Source organism: Streptomyces sp. GD-15H (assembly GCF_045291515.1).
In the GTDB taxonomy this organism is placed as follows: domain Bacteria; phylum Actinomycetota; class Actinomycetes; order Streptomycetales; family Streptomycetaceae; genus Streptomyces.
Map to the genome: position 1 here is coordinate 6,960,860 of NZ_CP149447.1, position 24,632 is coordinate 6,985,491.

General features: G+C 70.5%; 21 protein-coding genes and 1 pseudogene. 19 read left to right on the forward strand and 3 right to left on the reverse strand.

The genetic code is table 11. The features are described from left to right. Window positions 1–32 precede the first annotated feature (32 nt). A complete protein-coding gene (gene relA, locus WJ438_RS32960) occupies window positions 33–2,576 on the forward strand; it encodes a GTP pyrophosphokinase (RefSeq protein WP_406728445.1) in 2,544 nt (847 codons plus the stop codon). A gap of 110 nt (window positions 2,577–2,686) precedes the next feature. Here relA and WJ438_RS32965 read toward each other — a convergent pair whose 3' ends face one another. Next, complete coding sequence (locus tag WJ438_RS32965) at window positions 2,687–3,916, reverse strand: DUF349 domain-containing protein (RefSeq protein ID WP_406728446.1); 1,230 nt, start codon at window positions 3,914–3,916, stop codon at window positions 2,687–2,689. A 137-nt stretch (window positions 3,917–4,053) separates the two neighbouring features. Next, window positions 4,054–4,875 carry a peptidylprolyl isomerase gene (locus WJ438_RS32970; protein WP_406728447.1) on the reverse strand — a complete coding sequence of 274 codons (822 nt, stop codon included), beginning with the start codon at window positions 4,873–4,875 and terminating at the stop codon, window positions 4,054–4,056. 203 nt (window positions 4,876–5,078) lie between these two features. Between WJ438_RS32970 and WJ438_RS32975 the strand changes: the two genes are divergently transcribed. The 18 genes and pseudogenes from WJ438_RS32975 (at window position 5,079) to nusB (ending at window position 23,787) form a co-directional block, all read left to right on the forward strand. Next, entirely contained in the window at window positions 5,079–5,795 is a 717-nt protein-coding gene (locus WJ438_RS32975; RefSeq protein WP_406728448.1) for an MBL fold metallo-hydrolase, read from the forward strand. Between the two features lie 11 nt (window positions 5,796–5,806). Beyond that, on the forward strand, window positions 5,807–7,069 hold the full coding sequence (gene hisS / locus WJ438_RS32980) for a histidine--tRNA ligase (RefSeq protein ID WP_406728449.1): 1,263 nt from the start codon (window positions 5,807–5,809) through the stop codon (window positions 7,067–7,069). 305 nt (window positions 7,070–7,374) lie between these two features. Then, the gene (locus WJ438_RS32985) at window positions 7,375–8,034 is read left to right on the forward strand and encodes a vitamin K epoxide reductase family protein (RefSeq protein ID WP_406728450.1); all 660 of its coding nucleotides are present in this window, start codon (window positions 7,375–7,377) and stop codon (window positions 8,032–8,034) included. 43 nt (window positions 8,035–8,077) lie between these two features. Then, window positions 8,078–9,433, forward strand: a complete 1,356-nt coding sequence (locus WJ438_RS32990; protein ID WP_406728451.1) for a replication-associated recombination protein A — start codon at window positions 8,078–8,080, stop codon at window positions 9,431–9,433. A 331-nt stretch (window positions 9,434–9,764) separates the two neighbouring features. Further along, the gene (gene rpsD, locus WJ438_RS32995) at window positions 9,765–10,379 is read left to right on the forward strand and encodes a 30S ribosomal protein S4 (RefSeq protein WP_279337049.1); all 615 of its coding nucleotides are present in this window, start codon (window positions 9,765–9,767) and stop codon (window positions 10,377–10,379) included. Window positions 10,380–10,586: 207 nt separating this feature from the next. Then, window positions 10,587–11,030, forward strand: a complete 444-nt coding sequence (locus WJ438_RS33000) for a DUF948 domain-containing protein (RefSeq protein WP_406728452.1) — start codon at window positions 10,587–10,589, stop codon at window positions 11,028–11,030. Window positions 11,031–11,037: 7 nt separating this feature from the next. Continuing rightward, window positions 11,038–11,409: a hypothetical protein gene (locus WJ438_RS33005; protein WP_406728453.1), complete on the forward strand. Its 372-nt coding sequence runs from the start codon at window positions 11,038–11,040 to the stop codon at window positions 11,407–11,409. Further along, window positions 11,409–14,078, forward strand: coding sequence for an alanine--tRNA ligase (alaS, locus tag WJ438_RS33010; RefSeq protein WP_406728454.1), 2,670 nt, complete (start codon window positions 11,409–11,411; stop codon window positions 14,076–14,078). The genes WJ438_RS33005 and alaS overlap by 1 nt, the downstream gene beginning before the upstream one ends. A gap of 44 nt (window positions 14,079–14,122) precedes the next feature. Next, window positions 14,123–14,587: a Holliday junction resolvase RuvX gene (gene ruvX, locus WJ438_RS33015; protein WP_406729880.1), complete on the forward strand. Its 465-nt coding sequence runs from the start codon at window positions 14,123–14,125 to the stop codon at window positions 14,585–14,587. A gap of 124 nt (window positions 14,588–14,711) precedes the next feature. Beyond that, window positions 14,712–16,460 (forward strand): endolytic transglycosylase MltG, encoded by a 1,749-nt coding sequence (gene mltG, locus WJ438_RS33020; protein ID WP_406728455.1) that lies wholly within the window; start codon window positions 14,712–14,714, stop codon window positions 16,458–16,460. After that, window positions 16,450–17,289, forward strand: a complete 840-nt coding sequence (locus WJ438_RS33025) for a shikimate dehydrogenase (protein ID WP_406728456.1) — start codon at window positions 16,450–16,452, stop codon at window positions 17,287–17,289. Before mltG ends, WJ438_RS33025 begins: the two co-directional genes overlap by 11 nt. Window positions 17,290–17,566: 277 nt before the next feature. Then, window positions 17,567–18,751 (forward strand): chorismate synthase, encoded by a 1,185-nt coding sequence (aroC, locus tag WJ438_RS33030; RefSeq protein ID WP_406728457.1) that lies wholly within the window; start codon window positions 17,567–17,569, stop codon window positions 18,749–18,751. A 26-nt stretch (window positions 18,752–18,777) separates the two neighbouring features. Continuing rightward, a complete protein-coding gene (locus tag WJ438_RS33035) occupies window positions 18,778–19,260 on the forward strand; it encodes a shikimate kinase (protein WP_406729881.1) in 483 nt (160 codons plus the stop codon). Beyond that, the gene (gene aroB / locus WJ438_RS33040; RefSeq protein ID WP_406728458.1) at window positions 19,257–20,351 is read left to right on the forward strand and encodes a 3-dehydroquinate synthase; all 1,095 of its coding nucleotides are present in this window, start codon (window positions 19,257–19,259) and stop codon (window positions 20,349–20,351) included. Before WJ438_RS33035 ends, aroB begins: the two co-directional genes overlap by 4 nt. A gap of 226 nt (window positions 20,352–20,577) precedes the next feature. After that, window positions 20,578–21,450, forward strand: coding sequence for a Pro-rich N-terminal domain-containing protein (locus tag WJ438_RS33045; RefSeq protein ID WP_406728459.1), 873 nt, complete (start codon window positions 20,578–20,580; stop codon window positions 21,448–21,450). Window positions 21,451–21,620: 170 nt separating this feature from the next. After that, window positions 21,621–22,726 (forward strand): annotated as a pseudogene (locus WJ438_RS33050) (aminopeptidase P family protein). Window positions 22,727–22,783: 57 nt separating this feature from the next. Further along, on the forward strand, window positions 22,784–23,350 hold the full coding sequence (gene efp, locus WJ438_RS33055; RefSeq protein ID WP_406728460.1) for an elongation factor P: 567 nt from the start codon (window positions 22,784–22,786) through the stop codon (window positions 23,348–23,350). A gap of 2 nt (window positions 23,351–23,352) precedes the next feature. Beyond that, the gene (gene nusB, locus WJ438_RS33060; RefSeq protein ID WP_406728461.1) at window positions 23,353–23,787 is read left to right on the forward strand and encodes a transcription antitermination factor NusB; all 435 of its coding nucleotides are present in this window, start codon (window positions 23,353–23,355) and stop codon (window positions 23,785–23,787) included. Window positions 23,788–24,035: 248 nt separating this feature from the next. Here nusB and bldD read toward each other — a convergent pair whose 3' ends face one another. Next, complete coding sequence (bldD, locus tag WJ438_RS33065; RefSeq protein ID WP_202276780.1) at window positions 24,036–24,539, reverse strand: transcriptional regulator BldD; 504 nt, start codon at window positions 24,537–24,539, stop codon at window positions 24,036–24,038. Window positions 24,540–24,632 lie beyond the last annotated feature (93 nt).

Here is a 24,632-nt window from a genome sequence, read left to right on the forward strand (position 1 = left end):
CGGGGGACCCGGAAAGCGCACGAGGAGTCCTCTTGCCAGACGAGGCCCAGCACCTGACCGCAGACAAGCCCGAGTCCGACTCGGCTGCCGCGGCCAAGCCCGCGCCCAGCACGCCCCACGCGAAGAACGACACGCGCGGGCCGGTCCAGCACGCCCAGGCCGCCGCCGCGGACAAGCCCGAGCAGCCGCGTCCCAAGCCTTCCCCGCCCGAGCGCTCCGGCCCCATGGTCCGCCCGAACACCGGGCAGCCCGCCCGCTCCGGCTCCTCCAACCGCGTCCGCGCCCGGCTGGCCCGGCTCGGTGTGCAGCGCGCCAACCCGTACAACCCGGTGCTGGAACCGTTGCTGCGGATAGTCCGCAGCAACGACCCCAAGATCGAGAACGCCACGCTCCGCCAGATCGAGAGCGCCTACCAGGTCGCCGAGCGCTGGCACCGCGGCCAGAAGCGCAAGAGCGGTGACCCGTACATCACGCATCCGCTCGCCGTCACCACGATCCTCGCCGAGCTGGGCATGGATCCGGCCACCCTGATGGCCGGCCTGCTGCACGACACGGTGGAGGACACCGAGTACGGCCTGGAGCAGCTCCGCCGCGACTTCGGCGACACCGTCGCCCTGCTGGTCGACGGCGTCACCAAGCTGGACAAGGTCAAGTTCGGCGAGGCCGCGCAGGCCGAGACCGTGCGCAAGATGGTCGTCGCCATGGCCAAGGACCCCCGCGTCCTGGTCATCAAGCTCGCCGACCGCCTGCACAACATGCGCACCATGCGCTACCTCAAGCGCGAGAAGCAGGAGAAGAAGGCGCGCGAGACCCTGGAGATCTACGCGCCGCTCGCCCACCGGCTGGGCATGAACACCATCAAGTGGGAGCTGGAGGACCTCGCCTTCGCGATCCTCTACCCCAAGATGTACGACGAGATCGTCCGCCTGGTCGCCGAGCGCGCCCCCAAGCGCGACGAGTACCTCGCCGTCGTCACCGACGAGGTGCAGCAGGATCTGCGGGCCGCACGCATCAAGGCCACCGTCACCGGCCGCCCCAAGCACTACTACAGCGTCTACCAGAAGATGATCGTCCGCGGCCGGGACTTCGCGGAGATCTACGACCTGGTGGGCATCCGCGTCCTCGTGGACACCGTCCGCGACTGCTACGCGGCCCTCGGCACGGTGCACGCGCGATGGAACCCGGTCCCCGGCCGGTTCAAGGACTACATCGCGATGCCCAAGTTCAACATGTACCAGTCGCTGCACACGACGGTCATCGGCCCCGGCGGCAAGCCCGTCGAACTGCAGATCCGCACCTTCGACATGCACCGCCGTGCCGAGTACGGCATCGCCGCGCACTGGAAGTACAAACAGGAAGCCGTCGCCGGCGCCTCCAAGGTCCGCACGGACGCGCCCAAGCCGGCCGGCAAGTCCGGCAAGGCCGACAAGGAATCCGCCGCCATCAACGACATGGCGTGGCTGCGGCAGCTCCTGGACTGGCAGAAGGAGACCGAGGACCCCGGCGAGTTCCTGGAGTCCCTGCGTTTCGACCTGTCACGCAACGAGGTCTTCGTCTTCACTCCCAAGGGCGACGTCATAGCGCTCCCCGCGGGCGCCACCCCGGTGGACTTCGCGTACGCGGTCCACACCGAGGTCGGCCACCGCACCATCGGAGCACGGGTCAACGGCCGGCTCGTACCGCTCGAGTCGACCCTGGACAACGGCGACCTGGTGGAGGTCTTCACCTCCAAGGCGGCCGGCGCGGGCCCCTCCCGGGACTGGCTCGGTTTCGTCAAGTCGCCGCGCGCCCGCAACAAGATCCGCGCCTGGTTCTCCAAGGAGCGCCGCGACGAGGCGATCGAGCAGGGCAAGGACGCCATCGTCCGCGCGATGCGCAAGCAGAACCTGCCGATCCAGCGCATCCTCACCGGCGACTCGCTGGTCACCCTCGCGCACGAGATGCGCTACTCGGACATCTCCGCGCTGTACGCGGCGATCGGCGAGGGCCATGTCGCCGCACAGAACATCGTCCAGAAGCTGGTGCAGGCCCTCGGCGGCGAGGAGGCGGCCACCGAGGAGATCGACGAGTCGGTGCCGCCGGCCCGCGGCCGCGGTCGCAAGCGCCGCAGCAGCGCCGATCCCGGCGTGGTCGTCAAGGGCGTCAAGGATGTCTGGGTCAAGTTGGCCCGCTGTTGTACGCCGGTCCCCGGCGACCCGATCATCGGCTTCGTGACCCGCGGCAGCGGTGTCTCGGTCCATCGCAGTGACTGCGTGAACGTCGACTCGCTGTCCCGGGAGCCCGAGCGCATCCTCGAGGTGGAGTGGGCGCCCACCCAGTCCTCGGTCTTCCTGGTCGCCATCCAGGTCGAGGCGCTGGACCGCTCCCGGCTGCTGTCGGACGTCACGCGCGTGCTGTCCGACCAGCACGTCAACATCCTCTCCGCGGCCGTCCAGACCTCCCGCGACCGTGTCGCCACCTCCCGCTTCACCTTCGAGATGGGCGACCCGAAGCACCTCGGGCACGTTCTGAAGGCGGTACGGGGCGTGGAGGGCGTCTACGACGTGTACCGGGTGACCTCGGCCCGCAACCGGTAGACCCGCCGCCGCGCACGAAGGACGCGCACGACACGCAAGCCACGAAGAACACGGAAGAGGGGCCCCGTACACCCGGCACGGGAGCCCCTCTCAGCGCGCGGCGACCGTTGTCAGCCGCCGAACTCCTGCAGGCCCTTCAGCGCCTGGTCCAGCAGCGCCTGGCGGCCCTCCAGCTCCCGCTCGAGCTTCTGGGCCCTGGCGTCGTTGCCCTGCGCCCGCGCCTGCTCGATCTGGCCCCTCAGCTTGTCCACGGCGGCCTGGAGCTGACCGGTCAGGCCCTCGGCACGCGCGCGTGCCTCCGGGTTGGTCCGGCGCCACTCGGACTCCTCGGCCTCCTGCAGGGCCCGCTCCACGGTCTGCATCCGGCCCTCGACCTTCGGCCGGGCGTCCCGCGGCACATGGCCGATGGCCTCCCAGCGCTCGTTGAGCGCGCGGAACGCGGCACGGGCGGCCTTCAGGTCCGTGATCGGCAGGAGCTTCTCGGCCTCCCCGGCCAGCTCCTCCTTGAGCTTGAGGTTCTCCGCCTGCTCCGCGTCCCGCTCGGCGAAGACCGAGCTGCGGGCGGCGAAGAAGACGTCCTGGGCGCCGCGGAAGCGGTTCCACAGGTCTTCCTCGTGCTCGCGCTGGGCACGGCCCGCGGCCTTCCACTCCGCCATCAGGTCCCGGTAGCGTGCAGCCGTGGCACCCCAGTCCGTCGAGTTCGACAGCGCCTCCGCCTCGGCGACCAGACGCTCCTTGGTCTTGCGGGCCTCCTCGCGCTGCGCGTCCAGGTGTGCGAAGTGCTGCTTGCGCCGCTTGGAGAACGCCGACCGGGCGTGCGAGAAGCGGTGCCACAGCTCGTCGTCGGACTTGCGGTCCAGCCGGGGCAGCCCCTTCCAGGTGTCCACCAGCGCCCGCAGCCGCTCACCGGCCGCCCGCCACTGGTCCGAGCCCGCCAGCGCCTCCGCCTCGGCGACCAGCGCCTCCTTGGCCTGACGGGCCTCGTCGGACTGTTTCGCCCGCTGCGCCCTGCGCTCCTCGCGACGCTTGTCCACCAGCTCCACGAGCTTGTCCAGGCGCACGCGGAGGGCGGCCAGATCACCGACCGCGTGATGGGCGTCGACCTGCTCCCGCAGGTGCTCGACCGCCGCCATGGCGTCCTTAGAGGACAGGTCGGTGGTCTTCACTCGCTTCTCGAGGAGGCCGATCTCGACCACCAGGCCCTCGTACTTGCGTTCGAAGTAGGCCAGCGCCTCCTCGGGGGAGCCCGCCTGCCAGGAACCGACGACCTGCTCTCCGTCGGCCGTACGCACGTACACGGTCCCCGTCTCGTCGACGCGGCCCCACGGGTCGCTGCTCACAGCGCCTCCTCCACATGATGCCTACGGAGGGCTTTGCTGCCCCCGGGCATCGTCCACAGTTTTCGTCACGGCCAACATAGGCGACCGACGGGACACCTGTCCGCATCCCGCGCGACCGAAATTCCGCAGTTGGGCGGTCAGGATTCCGTGACGGTCGCCTTGTCGATCACGACCGTCGCGTTGGGCGCGCCGTCACCCGCTCCGGTGCTGTCACCGGCGGCGGCGATCTTCTTCAGGACCTTCATGCCGGCCTCCGAGACCGTGCCGAACGGCGTGTAGCTCGGCGGGAGCGGGCTGTCCTCGTACACCAGGAAGAACTGGCTGCCGCCGCTGTCCTTCTGCCCGGTGTTCGCCATCGCGACGGTGCCCGCCGGGTACGTGTTGTCCTTCAGGCTTTTGTCCTTCAGGTTCTCGTCGGGGATCGTGTAGCCGGGGCCGCCGGTGCCGGTGCCGGTCGGGTCACCGCACTGCAGCACGTAGATGCCGTTGGTGGTGAGCCGGTGGCACTTGCTGTGGTCGAAGTAGCCCTTGTCGGCGAGGAAGGCGAACGAGTTGACGGTGTGCGGGGCCGCCGACGCCTTGAGCGCCATGTCGATCGTGCCGCAGGTCGTCTCGAGCGTCATCGTGTACTTCGCCGACTCGTCGATGGAGAGCGCCGGCTCCTTCTTCCAGGTCTTCGACGCGACCTCGCCCTCGGCCGGCTTCCCGCACGGGTCGGGCGCCTTGCTGGGCGCCTCGGCGCTGGGCGTGACCTCCGCGCTCGCGTTGGTCTTGTCCCCGCCCGATTCGAACGCCCCGGTCGTGTACAGCGCGAGGCTGCCGATCAGGACCACACCGAGCGCGGAAGCGATCACCGAGTTGCGGATCCGCGACTTGCGTCGCGCCTGGGTGCGTCGCTGCTGCTGCCGCAAGAACTTCTCCCGCGCGAGCTGACGCCGCCGCTGTTCCTGGCTGACCACCGGGTTCACTCCTCATGCGTCTCGTGTGCCGACCGGTACGCGTGCCTGCGGCGACCGACCGTCTGCGTGTGCCCCGTACCGTATATGGGTTCGCTGTGGAATCGGCAGCGCCGGTAGGCTCTGACGGCGGGCGCGAGCCCCGTCGCAAGCCTCCCGTATCGACACAACCGTCGACACGACCCTCGACACAACGAAGGACGATCGTGCTCATTGCCGGGTTCCCCGCCGGGGCCTGGGGGACGAACTGTTATCTCGTCGCCCCCGCCGCCGGTGAGGAGTGCGTGATCATCGACCCCGGCCATCAGGCCGCCCCGGGAGTGGAGGAGGCGGTCCGCAAGCATCGGCTGAAGCCCGTCGCCGTCGTTCTCACCCACGGTCACATCGACCACGTGGCCTCCGTCGTCCCCGTGTGCGGGGCGCACGACGTACCGGCCTGGATCCACCCCGACGACCGGTACATGATGAGCGACCCTGAGAAGGCGCTGGGCCGCTCCATCGGGATGCCGCTGATGGGCGAGCTGACCGTGGGGGAACCGGACGACGTCAAGGAGCTGGCCGACGGCGCGAAACTCGAACTGGCCGGACTGGAGCTGACGGTCGCGCACGCGCCGGGGCATACCAAGGGGTCGGTGACCTTCGGCCTGCCCGAGGCGGCGGACATCCCGCCGGTCTTCTTCTCGGGCGACCTGTTGTTCGCCGGCTCCATCGGACGCACCGACCTGCCCGGCGGTGACATGGCCGACCTGCTCGACTCGCTGGCGCGCGTGTGCCTGCCGCTCGACGACTCGACCGTGGTGCTGTCCGGACACGGTCCCCAGACGACCATCGGCCAGGAGCGTGCCACCAACCCGTACCTGCGGCAGGTGGCGGCGGACCGCCAAGGGCGCGGCGCCGCTGACGCTCCCCGACGAGGAATGTGACAAGACCTTCCGTGAGCACCTTCAAGGCCCCCAAGGGCACCTACGACCTGATCCCGCCGGACAGTGCCAAGTACCTCGCCGTCCGCGAGGCCATCGCCGCCCCGCTGCGCGACTCCGGCTACGGCTACATCGAGACGCCCGGCTTCGAGAACGTCGAGCTGTTCGCGCGCGGTGTCGGTGAGTCCACCGACATCGTCACCAAGGAGATGTACGCCTTCGAGACCAAGGGCGGCGATCGCCTCGCCCTGCGCCCCGAAGGCACGGCCTCCGTGCTGCGCGCGGCCCTGGAGGCCAACCTGCACAAGGCCGGCAACCTCCCGGTCAAGCTCTGGTACTCCGGCTCGTACTACCGCTACGAGCGCCCCCAGAAGGGCCGGTACCGCCACTTCTCCCAGGTGGGCGCGGAGGCGATCGGCGCCGAGGACCCGGCGCTGGACGCCGAACTGATCATCCTGGCGGACCAGGCGTACCGCTCCCTGGGGCTCAGTGACTTCCGCATCCTGCTGAACTCCCTGGGCGATCAGGGGTGCCGCCCCGTCTACCGGTCCGCACTGCAGGACTTCCTGCGCGGCCTGGACCTGGACGAGGACACCCTGCGCCGCGCGGAGATCAACCCGCTGCGCGTCCTGGACGACAAGCGCGAGTCGGTCCAGAAGCAGCTGACCGGCGCCCCCCTGCTGCGCGACTACCTGTGCGACGCCTGCAAGACGTACCACGAGGAGGTCCGTGAGCTGATCACGGCCGCGGGCATCGCGTTCGAGGACGACCCGAGGCTGGTGCGCGGCCTGGACTACTACACGCGCACCACCTTCGAGTTCGTCCACGACGGTCTGGGATCCCAGTCCGCGGTGGGCGGCGGCGGCCGCTACGACGGCCTCTCCGAGATGATCGGCGGCCCCGCGCTGCCGTCCGTCGGCTGGGCCCTCGGCGTCGACCGCACGGTGCTGGCCCTTGAGGCGGAGGGCGTCGCACTCGAACTCCCGCCCACCACCAGCGTGTTCGCCGTCCCGCTCGGCGACGAGGCTCGCCGGGTGCTGTTCGCCAAGGTCACCGAACTGCGTAAGAACGGCGTCGCCGCCGACTTCTCCTACGGTGGCAAGGGCCTGAAGGCGGCGATGAAGGCGGCCAACCGCTCGGGCGCGCGCTACGCCCTGGTACTCGGCGAGCGCGACCTCGCCGAGGGCGTCGTCCAGCTCAAGGACATGGAGTCCGGCGAGCAGGCCGCAGTGGGCGTGAACGAGATCGTGGCCGAGCTGGAGGCACGGCTCGGCTGATTCCCGTACGCGGCCACGCGCGGACCACGCGCACGAAGGCGCCGGTGTGCCCCTGCGGCGCCCGGCGCCTTCGTCGTCCATGCCGGCGCCCCCGGGACCCGGGACCCCGGGGGCGCTGATTCGCCCGAACGGGGAACCCGGATGGGGCATGTGTGCGGTCATGGCACAGACAGCGGCCGAAACTGAACACCCACAGGGGTAACCCGTAGGTTCTTACGACCTGTGGGGGGTGGGCCCACAGGTGCGTGCGGCACAATGGCCCTGCCCGAAGCAGGTCCACACTCCTCAGTGACGGAATCGGCGTGATGAGCAAGACGACTGTGAAGGACGTTTCCACCGTGCCCGAGCCTTCGCCGGGACCCGCCGCCGGGCCGCCCCGCGAAGGTGCCGGCCGTGCGTTCGCCCTGCTCCTGGTCATCACCGGCGCGGCCGGCGTACTCGCCGCGTGGGTCATCACGCTGGACAAGTTCAAGCTGCTCGAGGCCAAGGTCAAAGGCGAGACGTTCGTCCCCGGCTGCAGTCTCAACCCGGTGGTCTCCTGCGGCAGCATCATGGAGAGCGACCAGGCAGGCGTCTTCGGCTTCCCCAACCCGATGCTCGGCCTCGTCACCTACGGAGTCGTCGTCTGCGTCGGCATGAGCCTGCTGGTCGGGGCCCGCTTCCCCCGCTGGTACTGGCTCACCCTCAACGCGGGCACCCTGTTCGGCACCGGCTTCTGCGCCTGGCTGATGTTCCAGTCCCTGTACCGGATCAACGCCCTGTGCCTGTGGTGCTGCCTGGCCTGGGTCGCCACGATCATCATGTTCTGGTACGTGACGTCGTTCAACGTCCGCAAGGGCTTCCTGCCCGCCCCCGGCTGGCTGAAGAGCTTCTTCGGCGAGTTCACCTGGGTCATGCCGGTTCTGCACATCGGCATCATCGGCATGCTGATCCTGACCCGCTGGTGGGATTTCTGGACCAGCTGACGGGCCCACCGCGTTGTCGGTGCGGTCATTTAGGGTTGCCGACGTGGAGCCCGACCTGTTCACCGCCGCAGCAGAAGAACGCCAGCAGAAGGACCCGACCGGCAGCCCCCTCGCCGTGCGGATGCGCCCGCGCACGCTCGACGAGGTGGTGGGCCAGCAGCATCTGCTGAAGCCGGGCTCACCCCTGCGCCGGCTGGTCGGAGAGGGCGCCTCGGGCCCCGCGGGCCCGTCCTCGGTGTTCCTGTGGGGGCCTCCCGGTACGGGTAAGACGACCCTGGCCTACGTCGTCTCCAAGGCCACCAACAAGCGTTTCGTCGAGCTGTCGGCGATCACCGCGGGCGTCAAGGAGGTCCGCGCGGTCATCGACGGCGCCCGCCGCGCCTCCGGTGGGTACGGCACGGAGACCGTCCTCTTCCTCGACGAGATCCACCGTTTCAGCAAGGCCCAGCAGGACTCCCTCCTCCCCGCGGTCGAGAACCGCTGGGTCACGCTGATCGCCGCGACCACCGAGAACCCCTACTTCTCGGTCATCTCCCCCTTGCTCTCCCGCTCTCTCCTGCTCACCCTCGAACCCCTCACCGACGACGACATCCGCGACCTGCTCCACCGCGCGCTCGGCGACGAACGGGGCCTGAAGGGCTCCGTCACCCTCCCCGAGGACACCGGGGAGCATCTGGTGCGCATCGCCGGCGGGGACGCCCGCCGCGCCCTGACCGCCCTGGAGGCCGCCGCGGGGGCCGCGCTGGACAAGGGTGAGACGGCGATCTCCCTGACCACCCTGGAGGAGACCGTCGACCGGGCCGCCGTGAAGTACGACCGCTCCGGCGACCAGCACTACGACGTCGCCAGCGCCCTGATCAAGTCCATCCGCGGCTCCGACGTCGACGCCGCCCTGCACTACCTGGCCCGGATGATCGAGGCCGGTGAGGACCCCCGCTTCATCGCCCGCCGCCTGATGATCTCCGCCAGCGAGGACATCGGCCTCGCCGACCCGAACGCGCTGCCGATCGCGGTCGCCGCCGCCCAGGCCGTCGCCATGATCGGCTTCCCCGAGGCCGCCCTCACCCTGAGCCACGCCACCATCGCCCTCGCCCTGGCCCCCAAGTCCAACGCGGCCACCACCGCGATCGGTGCGGCCCTGGGCGACGTGCGCAAGGGACTGGCCGGGCCCGTGCCGCCGCATCTGCGCGACGGGCACTACAAGGGCGCGGCCGAACTGGGCCACGCGCAGGGATACGTGTACCCGCACGACCTGCCCGAGGGCATCGCGCGCCAGCAGTACGCCCCGGACGCATTGAAGGGCCGCGCGTACTACGAGCCCACCCGGCACGGAGCCGAGGCGCGGTATGCCGACGCGGTGGAATGGACCAGGAAGCACCTCGGTAGGAAGCAGCCGTGAGTACCCTGTAGAATTTCCCGAAGCTGCGTCCCGTGTCCGGCCCCGCAAGGGAAACCGGCATCACCAGAGCGGGACATCCAGCCGGAGGCCCACCCCCCGGGGCAGGGATCTCCAGGAGCGTCGCGCACCGTCGAACGGTGTCGCGGGCAGCCCACCACCACCCGGAGTCCCGGGAGCGGTCGGTGGGCCACTCGCGTGCTGCACGTATGTGCCCAGACCAGGGGAGCGGCTGCCCGGCAGGTCCGACACGGACCCGCGGGGTTTCCCCGGCTGCGGATGCGACCTCCCTTAACCCTGGTGAGCCGGAAACTTTGGAAAAGAGACAGAGACAGTGGCGAATCAGCCCCGCCCCAAGGTCAAGAAGTCGCGTGCCCTCGGTATCGCGCTGACCCCGAAGGCCGTCAAGTACTTCGAGGCCCGCCCCTACCCGCCGGGTGAGCACGGCCGAGGCCGCAAGCAGAACTCGGACTACAAGGTCCGTCTGCTGGAGAAGCAGCGTCTGCGCGCCCAGTACGACATCAGCGAGCGCCAGCTCGTCCGCGCGTACGAGCGTGCCGCCAAGACGACGATCAAGACCGGTGACGCCCTCGTCATCGAGCTCGAGCGCCGTCTCGACGCCCTGGTCCTGCGTTCGGGCATCGCCCGCACGATCTACCAGGCCCGCCAGATGGTCACCCACGGCCACATCCAGGTCAACGGCAAGAAGGTCGACAAGCCCTCCTTCCTCCTCCGCCCGGACGACGTCGTGCAGGTCCGTGAGCGCAGCAAGGACAAGACGCTCTTCACGATCGCCCGCGAGGGTGGCTTCGCCCCCGACGGCGAGACCCCGCGCTACCTCCAGGTGAACCTCAAGGCCCTGGCGTTCCGCCTGGACCGTGAGCCGAACCGCAAGGAGATCCCGGTGATCTGCGACGAGCAGCTCGTCGTCGAGTTCTACGCCCGCTGACCCCAGCAGGCAAGCGGTACCTCAGCCCGCCGTCTCCCCACCCTTCCGGGTGGGCGGGGCGGCGGGCTGCTGCATGGGCGCCCCGGCCGCGACCTGCCGACCCCGCCGGGCGGTAATCCGGTACGGAGTTCAGTCGGCGGCGCGATAGGCTCGGTGCACGAATTTCTCGATGTTTCAGGCACGTTTCTCAGGGAGCAGGTGCGCACAGTGTCCGGTGGAGAGGTGGCCGGCATCCTGGTGGCCGTGTTCTGGGCGATCCTGGTCTCCTTCCTCGCGGTGGCTCTCGCGAGGCTGGCCCAGACGCTCCGGGCGACCACCAAGCTCGTGGCGGACGTGACCGACCAGGCCGTCCCGCTGCTGGCCGACGCCTCCTCGGCGGTGCGCTCCGCGCAGACCCAGATCGAACGGGTCGACGCGATCGCCTCCGACGTCCAGGAGGTCACCTCCAACGCCTCCGCGCTGTCGACCACCGTCGCCTCCACCTTCGGCGGCCCGCTGGTCAAGGTCGCCGCCTTCGGCTACGGCGTGCGCCGGGCCGTCAGCGGCCGCAAGGAGGACGCGCCCGCCAGGACACCGGGACGCACCGTGATCGTGGGCCGCGCCGTCCCGGGTACGCGGCGGGCCGGGCGCACCCGGGGAAAGAAGGACTGACGCAGCGATGTTCCGCCGTACCTTCTGGTTCAGCACCGGCGTCGCCGCCGGGGTGTGGGCCACCACCAAGGTCAACCGCAAGCTGAAGCAGTTGACCCCCGAGAACCTCGCCGTGACCGCGGCGAACAAGACGATCGAAGCCGGCGGCCGGCTCAAGGACCGGGCCGTGGACTTCGCGCTCGACGTCCGCGACCACATGGCCCGGCGCGAGGCCGAACTGGGCGACGCCCTCGGCATCGACGCCCCCGCCGACCGGGAACTCCCGGCGGCCCGCCGGTACGCCGCCATCGAGAACCGGAACAGCCCGAAGAGCAACCCGCGGTACGTCGAGGGCTCGGCGTACCTGACGCACCCGTACAACCGGAATGAGGACCACTGATGGAGTCGGCCGAGATCCGCCGCCGCTGGCTGAGCTTCTTCGAGGAGCGCGGGCACACCGTCGTCCCTTCGGCGTCGCTCATCGCGGACGACCCGACTCTGCTGCTCGTCCCGGCCGGCATGGTGCCCTTCAAGCCCTACTTCCTGGGCGAGGTCAAGCCGCCCTTCGACCGCGCCACCAGCGTCCAGAAGTGCGTCCGCACGCCGGACATCGAAGAGGTCGGCAAGACCACCCGGCACGGCACCTTCTTCCAGATGTGCGGCAACTTCTCCTTCGGCGACTACTTCAAGGAAGGCGCCATCAAGCTCGCCTGGGAGCTGCTCACCAGCTCCCAGGAACAGGGCGGCTACGGCCTCGACCCCGAGCGTCTGTGGATCACCGTCTACAAGGACGACGACGAGGCCGAGCGGATCTGGCGCGATGTCGTCGGCGTGCCCGAGGAGCGTATCCAGCGCCTGGGCAAGGAGGACAACTACTGGGACATGGGCGTCCCCGGCCCCTGCGGTCCCTGCTCCGAGATCAACTACGACCGCGGCCCCGAGTTCGGTGTCGAGGGCGGCCCCGCCGTCAACGACGAGCGGTACGTGGAGATCTGGAACCTCGTCTTCATGCAGTACGAGCGGGGCGAGGGGCCGGGCAAGGACTACCCGATCCTTGGCGACCTGCCGAGCCAGAACATCGACACGGGCCTCGGCCTGGAGCGGCTCGCCATGATTCTGCAGGACGTGCAGAACATGTACGAGATCGACACGTCCATGGCCGTCATCAAGAAGGCCACCGAGCTGACGGGCGTGGCCTACGGCGAGGCCCAGGCCTCCGATGTCTCGCTGCGCGTGGTCACCGACCACATGCGCACCTCCGTGATGCTCATCGGCGACGGTGTCACCCCCGGCAACGAGGGCCGCGGCTACGTGCTGCGCCGCATCATGCGCCGCGCCATCCGCAACATGCGCCTCCTGGGCGCCACCGGCCCGGTCGTCAAGGACCTCATCGACGTCGTGATCGATATGATGGGGCAGCAGTACCCCGAACTGATCACCGACCGCGAGCGGATCGAGAAGGTCGCCGTCGCTGAGGAGAACGCCTTCCTCAAGACGCTGAAGGCCGGCACCAACATCCTCGACACCGCCGTCACCGAGACCAAGCAGTCCGGTGGCACGGTCCTGGCCGGCGACAAGGCCTTCCTGCTCCACGACACCTGGGGCTTCCCGATCGACCTCACCCTGGAGATGGCCGCCGAGCAGGGGCTGTCCGTGGACGAGGACGGCTTCCGACGGCTGATGAAGGAGCAGCGGGAGCGGGCCAAGGCCGACGCCCGGGCCAAGAAGACCGGCCATGCCGACCTCGGCGCCTACCGCGAGATCGCCGACCGGGCCGGTGCCACCGACTTCACCGGCTACACCAACACCGAGGGCGAGTCCACCGTCGTGGGCATCCTCGTCGACGGCGTCTCCTCACCGGCCGCCACCGAGGGCGACGAGGTGGAGATCGTCCTGGACCGCACCCCCTTCTACGCCGAGGGGGGCGGCCAGATCGGCGACACCGGCCGGATCCGGGCCGACTCCGGTGCCGTCATCGAGGTCCGCGACTGCCAGAAGCCGGTTCCGGGCGTGTACGTCCACAAGGGCGTCGTCCAGGTCGGCGAGGTGACCGTGGGCGCCAAGGCACACGCCTCCATCGACGACCGCCGCCGCAAGGCCATCGCCCGCGCCCACTCCGCCACCCACCTCACCCACCAGGCCCTGCGCGACGCCCTCGGCCCGACGGCCGCCCAGGCCGGTTCCGAGAACCAGCCCGGCCGCTTCCGCTTCGACTTCGGCTCACCGTCCGCCGTTCCGACGGCCGTGATGACCGATGTCGAGCAGAAGATCAACGAGGTGCTCGCCCGCGACCTCGACGTGCGTGCCGACGTCATGGGCATCGACGAGGCCAAGAAGCAGGGCGCCATCGCCGAGTTCGGCGAGAAGTACGGCGAGCGCGTGCGCGTGGTGACCATCGGCGACTTCTCCAAGGAGCTGTGCGGCGGCACCCACGTGCACAACACCGCCCAGCTCGGCCTGGTCAAGCTGCTCGGCGAGTCCTCCATCGGCTCCGGCGTGCGCCGCATCGAGGCCCTGGTCGGCGTGGACGCCTACCACTTCCTCGCCCGCGAGCACACGGTCGTCGCCCAGCTCCAGGAGCTGATCAAGGGCCGTCCGGAGGAGCTCCCGGAGAAGGTCTCCGCCATGCTCGGCAAGCTCAAGGACGCCGAGAAGGAGATCGAGAAGTTCCGCGCCGAGAAGGTGCTCCAGGCCGCCGGCGGCCTCGCCGAGTCCGCCAAGGACGTCCACGGTGTCGCCCTGGTGACCGGCCAGGTCCCGGACGGTACCGGCGCCGACGACCTGCGCAAGCTGGTTCTGGACGTACGCGGCCGCATCCAGGGCGGCCGGGCCGCCGTCGTCGCCCTGTTCACGGTCAACAACGGCAAGCCCCTCACCGTGATCGCCACCAACGAGGCCGCCCGCGAGCGCGGTCTCAAGGCCGGTGAACTGGTCCGCACGGCCGCCAAGACCCTCGGCGGCGGCGGTGGAGGCAAGCCGGACGTCGCCCAGGGCGGCGGCCAGAACCCGGTCGCCATCGGTGACGCCGTCGACGCCGTCGAGCGGCTCGTGGCGGACACGGCCAAGTGAGCGGGCCCGTGGCAGGCCCCACGACGGGCGGGGACGGCCCCGCGATGCGCCGGGGGCGCCGGCTCGCGATCGACGTCGGGGACGCCCGTATCGGGGTCGCCTCGTGCGACCCCGACGGGATCCTCGCCACCCCGGTCGAGACGGTCCCCGGCCGGGACGTCCCGGCGGCTCACCGGCGCCTTCGGCAGCTCGTCGAGGAGTACGAGCCGATCGAGGTCGTGGTCGGCCTCCCCCGCTCCCTCAAGGGGGGCGAGGGCCCGGCCGCCGCCAAGGTCCGCGGCTTCGCCCAGGAGCTGGCCCGCGCGATCGTGCCCGTGCCGGTACGACTCGTCGACGAGCGCATGACCACGGTGACGGCGAGCCAGGGGCTGCGCGCCTCTGGCGTGAAGTCCAAGAAGGGACGTTCCGTCATCGACCAGGTCGCCGCAGTGATCATCCTGCAGCAGGCACTCGAATCCGAACGGGTGTCAGGCAACCCACCCGGTGAGGGCGTCGAAGTGGTCATCTGATCGCGGTACGGTAACGTTCCGCGCGATGCGGCGGCGTTCGAACAGCCGCCGCACAAAGAGAGGCGGAACGGGTGCCGGCGCCCCCACAACCGCGCGACCGCCGCCTCGCGGCTCTAGGGGATCGATGACTGAGTATGGCCGGGGCCAAGGCTCCGAACCGTGGCACCCGGACGATCCGTTGTACGGCGACGGCGGGTGGACCGGGCAGCAGGCCCAGCAGGGTCAGCAGTCCCCCTACGACGGCCAGGCGCAGCAGTACCCGCAGCAGCAGTACGGCGACTGGGGCGGTGCCGAGCAGGGCGGATACGGCCAGCAGCAGTACCCGCAGCACGACCAGCATCAGTACGACCAGCAGCAATACGGTCAGCAGCAGTACGACCAGCAGTACGCCTCCCAGCAGATGCAGCAGCCCGACCAGCAGCCGTACGACAACGGCGGCTGGCACAACGGCGCCCACCCGCAGGACCCGTACGCGGTCGGTCCGACGGACCCGTACGGGCAGCAGGGCGGGGCGTACGGCGCCCAGCAGTCCGACTCCTACGGCACACCGGAGGCCTATCCGCCGCCGGAGCCCCCGGCCCACCGGAGCGCCGAGCCTGAGCGGCGGCCGGAGCGGGAAGCGGACCGGGAGCCGGACACCGACTGGGACCCTGGGCCCGACCAGGGTGAACACGCCTTCTTCTCGGGCGCCGACGATGACGACGGCGGCGATGACGACGATCCGGGCGCTCGCCGCGGCCGCAGCGAGCGCCGGGGCAAGAGCGGCAAGGCCAACAAGGGGGCCAAGGGCGGCAAGGACAAGAAGCGGCGCAACGGATCCGCCTGCCTGGTGGTGGTGCTGGTCCTCGGCGGCGGGCTGGTCGGTGTGAGCTATTTCGGCTGGCAGTTCTTCCAGGATCGTTTCGGCAGTGCCCCAGACTTTACGGGGGACGGGAACGGCGAGCAGGTGACCGTCACCATCCCCAGAGGCTCGACCGGGTACGCCATCGGCCAGGTGCTCAAGAAGGAAGGCGTGGTCAAGAGCGTCGACGCCTTCGTCGCGGCCCAGGCCGGCAACCCGCAGGGCACAACGATCCAGGAAGGCGTCTACACGCTGGAGAAGGAGATGTCGGCCGACGCCGCCGTCGAGCTCATGCTCAGCCCGAAGAGCCGCGACAACCTGATCATCGCCGAGGGCCTGCGCAACGCCGACGTCTACGAACGCATCGACAAACGTCTCAAGGTCAAGGACGGCACCACCGCGAAGATCGCCAAGGAGGACTGGGAGAAGCTCGGCCTGCCCGACTGGGCGGTGAACAACGAGGACGTCAAGGACCCGCTGGAGGGCTTCCTCCACCCGTCCAGCTATGCGGTGGGCAAGGGCGAGAAACCCGAGTCCGTGCTCAAGGAGATGGTGAGCCGGGCCACCGAAAAGTACGAGAAACTGCAGTTCGAGGAAAAAGCCGAGAGCCTCGGGCTCGAAGGGCCGTGGGAGCTGGTCACGGTCGCCAGCCTGGTGCAGGCCGAGGGCAAGACCCACGACGACTTCCGCAAGATGTCCGAGGTCATCTACAACCGCCTCAAGCCCACCAACACCGAGACCTACCAGTTGCTCCAATTCGACTCGACCTTCAACTACTTGAAGGGCGCGAGCAACATCCGCATCAGCGAGTCCGAGATCAACAGCAACAAGGACCCGTACAACACCTACACCAACAAGGGGCTGCCGCCCGGCCCCATCGGCAACCCCGGGGACGAAGCGCTGACCGCGGCCCTGAAGCCGACCAAGGACGGCTGGATCTACTTCGTGGCCACCGACGGAGTGAGCAAGACCGAGTTCGCCAAGACACACGACGAGTTCCTGAAGTTGAAGGACAAGTTCAATGCCAGTTAGAGCGGCCAGGGCACGACGGGCAGCCGTTCTCGGCTCCCCGATCGCCCATTCCCTTTCCCCGGTGCTGCACCGCGCCGCGTATCGGGCGCTCGGGCTCGAGGGGTGGACGTACGACCGGTTCGAGGTCGACGAGCAGGCACTGCCGGGCTTCTTCGGGACGCTCGGACGCGAGTGGGCTGGCCTGTCGCTGACCATGCCGCTGAAGCGGGCCGTGATCCCACTGCTGGACGGAATCAGCCAGACTGCGGCCTCGGTCAACGCGGTCAACACCGTCGTGTTCGCCGAGGACGGCCGCCGGGTAGGCGACAATACCGATATCCCCGGCATGGTCGCCGCGCTGGGTGAGCATGGCATTGAGAAGGTGGAGACCGCCGCGATCCTCGGCGCGGGCGCCACCGCCTCCTCCGCGCTCGCCGCGCTGGCCAGGATCTGCGCCGGCGAGGTCTCCGTCTACGTCCGCAGCGCGGCCCGCGCCGCCGAGATGCGGCAGTGGGCCGAGCGGCTGGGCGTCGCGGTGCGCATCGCCGACTGGGACGACGCCGCGCAGGCCCTGCACGCTCCGTTGGTGATCACCACCACCCCGGCGGGCGTCACCGACACCCTCGCCCGAGCCGTACCGGAACGCCCCGCGGCCCTCTTCGACGTGCTCTACGACCCCTGGCCGACCGCCCTCGCGGCCCGCTGGTCGGCGTACGGCGGTGCCGTAGTCAGCGGGCTCGACCTGCTGGTGCACCAGGCGGTGCTTCAGGTGGAGCAGATGACGGGCCGCGCCCCGGCCCCGTTGGACGCCATGCGAAAAGCAGGCGAGAGGGCTCTCGCGGCCCGATAGGATCCCGTCCCGGTCCCGCAGGGGAAGGAACGGGGAGAGGCACACCTCTCCTGACCGCGGGCGGCCGGACACGGGCAGGGAGGCGGGGCCGACTTCCTCGGGGGGCCTACGCTCCGGCGCAGCCCGTCCGCCTGATGGACCGGCGACCGGGCGCGCCGCCCGGACGTGGGAGGATCGGAAACGGCGGGCCGGGGCCGCGCACCTCGTCACGCCGCAGCCGTACGCGAGGACGCGCGTGCGCAGAGCAGTACCAGGGCGCGAGCACCGAGGAGCACCGTTGAGCAGGTTGCGCTGGCTGACCGCGGGGGAGTCCCACGGCCCCGCACTCGTCGCGACGCTGGAGGGTCTTCCCGCCGGCGTACCGATCACCACGGACATGGTGGCGGACCATCTCGCGAGGCGGCGGCTGGGCTACGGTCGCGGTGCCCGGATGAAGTTCGAGCGGGACGAGGTCACCTTCCTCGGCGGCGTCCGGCACGGCCTCACCCTCGGTTCCCCGGTCGCGGTCATGGTGGGCAACACCGAGTGGCCGAAGTGGGAGCAGGTCATGGCGGCCGACCCGGTCGACCCCGAGGTGCTGGCCGGCCTCGCCCGCAACGCCCCGCTGACCCGCCCGCGCCCCGGCCACGCCGACCTCGCCGGCATGCAGAAGTACGGCTTCGACGAGGCCCGTCCGATCCTGGAGCGGGCCTCCGCGCGCGAGACCGCGGCCCGCGTGGCACTGGGCGCGGTGGCCCGGTCGTACCTGAAGGAGACGGCCGGCATCGAGATCGTCTCCCACGTGGTGGAGCTGGCCGTCGCCAAGGCGCCCTACGGGGTGTACCCGACCCCGGCCGACGTGGAGAAGCTGGACGCGGACCCGGTGCGCTGCCTGGACGCGGACGCGTCGGAGGCGATGGTCGCCGAGATCGACCAGGCCCACAAGGACGGCGACACCCTCGGCGGTGTGGTCGAGGTGCTGGCGTACGGCGTGCCGGTGGGTCTCGGCTCGCACGTGCACTGGGACCGGCGCCTCGACGCCCGGCTGGCCGCCGCTCTCATGGGCATCCAGGCCATCAAGGGCGTCGAGATCGGCGACGGCTTCGACCTGGCCCGGGTGCCCGGCTCCAAGGCGCACGACGAGATCGTCGCCACCGGCGAGGGCATCCGGCGCGCCTCGGGCCGCTCCGGCGGCACCGAGGGCGGACTGACCACCGGCGAGCTGCTGCGGGTGCGGGCGGCGATGAAGCCCATCGCGACCGTGCCGCGGGCGCTGAAGACCGTGGACGTCGTCACCGGCGAGGAGACCGCCGCCCACCACCAGCGCTCCGACGTGTGCGCCGTGCCAGCGGCAGGCATCGTCGCCGAGGCCATGGTCGCGCTGGTCCTCGCGGACGCGGTCGCGGAGAAGTTCGGCGGCGACAGCGTCACCGAGACCCGCCGCAACGTGACGTCCTACCTCGAGAACCTGGCCATCCGGTGACCCCGCTGATCGTGCTGGTCGGCCCGATGGGCGTGGGCAAGTCCACCGTCGGGCAGCTGCTGGCCGAGCGACTGGGCGTCGGCTACCGGGACACCGACGACGACATCGTCGCCGCGCAGGGCCGCAGCATCGCCGAGATCTTCGTGGACGAGGGCGAGTCCGCCTTCCGCGCGCTCGAGAAACAGGCGGTGCGCACCGCGCTCGCCGAGCACGACGGCGTGCTGGCCCTGGGCGGCGGCGCCGTCCTCGACGCCGACACGCGTGCGCTGCTCGCCGGGGAGCGGGTCGTCTACCTGTCGATGGACGTCGAGGAGGCGGTCAGGCGCACCGGCCTCAACGCCGCCCGCCCCCTGCTCGCGGTCAACCCGCGCAAGCAGTGGCGCGAGCTGATGGCGGCCCGGCGGCACCTGTACGAGGAGGTCGCCACGGCCGTGGTCGCCACCGACGGCCGCACTCCCGAAGACGTCACCCGCTCCGCCCTGGACGCACTGGAGATGAAGCAAGCATGAGCAGCGAGGCAGTGACGCGGATCCCCATCGGCGGCACCGCGGGCACCGACCCGTACGAGGTCCTGGTGGGCCGTCAGCTCCTGGGTGAGCTCGGCGGGTTGATCGGGGACAAGGCCAAGCGGGTCGCGATCGTGCACCCCGAGGCGCTCGCCGAGACCGGCGACGTGCTCCGCGCCGACCTCGCCGAGCAGGGCTACGAGGCCATCGCCATCCAGGTGCCCAACGCGGAGGAGGCCAAGACGGCCGAGGTCGCCGCGTACTGCTGGAAGGCGCTCGGCCAGTCCGGATTCACCCGCACCGACGTCATCGTCGGCGTGGGCGGCGGCGCCAGCACCGACCTGGCCGGTTTCGTGGCCGCGACCTGGCTGCGCGGGGTGCGCTGGATCGCGGTCCCGACCACGGTGCTGGCCATGGTGGACGCGGCCGTCGGGGGCAAGACCGGCATCAACACCGCCGAGGGCAAGAACCTGGTGGGCGCCTTCCACCCGCCCGCCGGTGTGCTGTGCGACCTCGCCGCCCTGGACTCCCTCCAGGTCAACGACTACGTCTCGGGGCTGGCGGAGGTCATCAAGGCCGGTTTCATCGCCGACCCGGTGATCCTGGACCTCATCGAGGCCGACCCTCAGGCCGCCCGCACCCCGGCGGGCCCGCACACCGCCGAGCTCATCGAGCGCTCGATCCGGGTCAAGGCCGAGGTCGTCTCCTCCGATCTGAAGGAGGCGGGCCGACGGGAGATCCTCAACTACGGGCACACCCTCGGTCACGCCATCGAGAAGAACGAGCGCTACAAGTGGCGCCACGGCGCGGCGGTGTCGGTGGGCATGCACTTCGCCGCCGAGCTCGGCCGGCTCGCCGGCCGTCTGGACGACGCCACCGCCGACCGGCACCGCGCCGTCCTCGAGTCGGTCGGGCTGCCCCTGCACTACCGCTACGACCAGTGGCCCAAGCTGCTGGAGACCATGAAGGTCGACAAGAAGTCCCGCGGCGACCTGCTGCGCTTCATCGTTCTCGACGGTCTCGCCCGGCCCACCGTGCTGGAGGGCCCGGACCCGGCGGTGCTGCTCGCCGCTTACGGAGAAGTCGGGGAGTAGACCCCGGAGCAGACCCCGGACCCGATCGCCGGGCCATTCGGTCCGGCGATCGGGCACTCGCAGACACCTCCGGCCGTTCATCCGGCAACGGCAGTGGGCCGTACCGTTCGAACAGCCACCCTGACGCTCTAGGGTGTGGGGGAGAGCGGGGACCCACCCTGCCTTCAGTGCTTGTCGCCTGCGGCGAGTGAACCGAGCCCAGCAGACCGAGACGGAGTGGCACCGGATGCAGCACGCAGTGGGTTCTCCGCTGCCGCCGCCCCACCGATCGGGGCACGGACCGGCCGACGGCTGGTCACCGGCCGCACACCACCCGGGAGCGCACCAGGGTCCCGCCCCGGTGCCCCCGCCACCTCCGGCCCCGGGCTACCCCGCGCCCCCGCCCGGAGCGGTGCCGCACCCCGCGGGCGGCCCGCAGACCGCGCATCCCTCGCAGTCCCCGTTTCCGCCGCGGGACGCCACCGGTCATGTGCCGCTGCCGCCCGGCGGCCCCGTGGCCGTGCCCAGTGCCCCGCAGGCCCCCGCGGCCCCCGACCCGGCCGGTACGACCCTCGCGGTGCTGCTCATAGGCCCGGCGGGAGCGGGGAAGACCAGTGTCGCCAAGTACTGGGCGGACCACCGCCGGGTGCCGACCGCGCACATCAGCCTGGACGACGTACGGGAATGGGTGCGGTCGGGCTTCGCCGACCCGCAGACCGGGTGGAACGACCACTCGGAGGCGCAGTACCGGCTGGCCCGCCGCACCTGTGGCTTCGCCGCGCGCAACTTCCTCGCCAACGGCATCTCCTGCATCCTCGACGACGCCGTCTTCCCCGACCGTCCCGTCGTCGGCCTCGGTGGCTGGAAACGGCATGTGGGGCCGGGCCTGCTGCCCGTCGTCCTGCTGCCGGGTCTGGACATCGTCCTGGAACGCAACGCGGAGCGGTCCGGCAACCGCCGCCTCGGCGACGAGGAGGTCGCCCGGATCCACGGCCGCATGGCCGGCTGGTACGGCTCGGGCCTCCCGATCATCGACAACTCCCAGCTCGGCATACCGGAAACGGCCGCGATCCTGGACGACGTCCTGGCCCGGTCCATCGCCAGCCCTCCGGCCTGGTGAATCCCGCCCCGCGCGCCGCCGGCCCCGGGCCGACCCGCCTGCCGGGACGTAGACCCGCCCCGGGGCTGCCCTCCCGGCAGGCACCGGCGGCACCGCGGACACCGCGGCCCCCGCCGCCCACTCGGTCCTCTCGACCGGCGGTATCCGGCCATCGCTCATAGGCTCGGGTCATGTCTGAGGTGTACGCGGTCCGCCGGACGCGGCTGAGGGAGTGCTGCAACGCGGGCGGCAGCGCGGCGGCGCTGGTGTCCCGGCCCGCCAATGTGCGCTATCTCGCGGGCGCCGTCCCCGAGGGCACCGTGTTGCTGCTGGGCCCGGCCGAGGATCTGCTGGTGTGCGCCGCGCCCCCCGACGACCGCTTCCCGCAGACCCGGCCTGACGAGGCGCTGCGCGTGCACGTCGTGCCGGGGCCGGCGGCGATCCGGCCGCCCTGGCCGCCGATCTCGCCGCCGCCCAGGGCGCCGACTCCCTGGCCGTCGAGGAGCACCACCTCACCGTGACCCGGCACCGCGCCCTCCGCTCGGTCGCTCCCCGACTGCGCCTGGCCAACGTCGGAGCAGCGGTCGAACAGCTCCGGGTGATCAAGGACGAGGAGGAGATCTCCTGCCTGCGCATCGGCGCGGAGATCGCCGACCAGGCCCTGGGCGAGCTGCTGGAGTCGATCCTCGTCGGCCGCACCGAGCGGCATCTCGCGCTGGAGCTGGAGCGCCGCCTGGTCGACCACGGCGCCGACGGCCCCGCCTTCGCCACCTCCGTCGCCACCGGCCCGAACTCCGGGCGGCCCGGTCACCGGCCCACGGACCGGCGGGTGGAGGAGGGCGACTTCCTCTCCGTCTGTCTCGGTGCCGCCTACCGCGGGTACCGCTGCGAGATCGGCCGTACATTCGTCATCGGTACCGCTCCCGCGGACTGGCAGATCGAGCTGTACGACCTCGTCTTCACCGCTCAGAGGGCCGGCCGGGAGTCCCTCGTACCCGGCGCCGCCTGCCGCGACGTGGACCGCGCGATCCGCCAGGTACTGGACGGCGCCGGGTACGCCGAGGCCCTTCCGGCCGTCACCGGACACGGAGTCGGACTCGAAATCGACGAGGACCCGCAAATGACCCCGGCGGCCATGGGTAAACTGGACGCTTGTGTGCCGGTCACCGTCGAACCGGGGGTTCACCTCCCTGGCCGGGGCGGTGTCCGGATCGATGACACGCTCGTCGTACGTCCCGAGGCGGACGGCGGGCCCGAGCTACTCACCATCACGACCAAGGAGCTGCTGGCGCTCTAGTTTCGCGCCGAGTGCCGGCCCCGGGTCGTCTCACGTCAGTCCAGGAGATTCCGCAACGTGGCTTCCACGAACGACCTCAAGAACGGCATGGTGCTCAAGCTCGAAGGCGGCCAGCTCTGGTCCGTAGTCGAGTTCCAGCACGTCAAGCCAGGCAAGGGCCCGGCCTTCGTGCGCACCAAGCTCAAGAACGTGCTCTCCGGCAAGACCGTCGACAAGACCTTCAACGCCGGTGTGAAGGTCGACACGGCCACCGTCGACAAGCGGGACATGCAGTTCTCCTACATGGACGGCGACTACTTCGTCTTCATGGACATGGAGACCTACGACCAGCTGCACATCGACCGCAAGATCGTCGGTGACGCCGCCCACTTCCTCGTCGAGGGCTTCGAGGCCACCGTCGCCCAGCACGAGGGCGAGGTGCTCTTCGTCGAGCTGCCGGCCGCCGTCGAGCTGACCGTCGCCGAAACCGAGCCGGGCGTCCAGGGTGACCGCTCCACCGGCGGCAACAAGCCGGCCACGCTGGAGACCGGTCACCAGATCCAGGTCCCCCTCTTCATCACCACCGGTGAGAAGATCAAGGTCGACACGCGCACCAGCGACTACCTCGGCCGGGTGACCAGTTAACCGTGGCTGCCCGCAACACGGCCCGCAAGCGCGCCTTCCAGATCCTCTTCGAGGGTGACCAGCGCGACGCCGACGTTCTGACAGTCCTCGCGGACTGGGTCCGGCACTCCCGGTCCGACACCCGGCAGCCGCCGGTGAGCGAGTACACGATGCAGTTGGTCGAGGGCTACGCGGAGCACGCGAGGCGCATCGACGAGCTGATCGCCCAGTACTCGGTCGGCTGGACCCTGGACCGGATGCCGGTCGTCGACCGCAACCTCCTGCGTCTCGGCGCGTACGAACTGATCTGGGTCGACGAGACCCCGGACGCCGTCGTCCTCGACGAGATGGTGCAACTGGCGAAGGAGTTCTCCACGGACGAGTCGCCCTCGTTCGTCAACGGCCTCCTCGGCCGGCTCAAGGAACTCAAGCCCTCGCTGCGCCGCGACGAGGTCTGAACGGGCACCGCCACCGGGACAGGAACCGGTGCAGGCGTCCGGCAGATACACGCGCCGGCACAGACACGCCGGAGGGCCCGCAGTACGACCGCTGCGGGCCCTCCGGCGTACTCGGTGCGCCTGGCCCGCCCCGGGGACGGGCCGGATGACGGGACGGGCCGGACGAAGACCGCCGGGGTGGCCCGAACCTCACAGGTTCGGGCCACCCCGGCGGTACGTTTCTGCTCGCCCCGCGGAGCGCTGCGTGATCAGCTCTCGTCGTGCGAGGCGACCGCACGGCGCGCGTCCGCGTCGAGGACGCCCCAGCTGATCAGCTGCTCGGTGAGAACCGAGGGGGACTGGTCGTAGATCACGGAGAGGGTGCGCAGGTCGTCCTGGCGGATCGAGAGCACCTTGCCGTTGTAGTCGCCGCGCTGGGACTGGATCGTCGCCGCGTACCGCTGCAGCGGGCCCGCCTTCTCCGGCGGCACCGTGGCCAGCCGCTCCAGGTCGAGGACCAGCTTGGGCGGCGGCTCGGCGGCTCCGCCCGGAGTGGTGCCGGGAAGGAGCTCCTGAACCGGAACGCCGTAGAAGTCCGCCAGCTCGGCAAGACGCTGCACGGTCACGGCGCGGTCGCCGCGCTCGTACGAACCGACCACGACTGCCTTCCAGCGGCCCTGGGACTTCTCCTCGACACCGTGGAGGGAAAGGCCCTGCTGGGTGCGGATAGCCCGGAGCTTGGCCCCGAGCTGTTTGGCGTATTCGCTGGACATATAGCTCCCCGGCACTGTGTCGACGCGGCTGGCATGTTTCCAGGCCGCGCGGCTGGTAACTCACTGTGAGGTTACGCAGAGTTACTCTCGCCC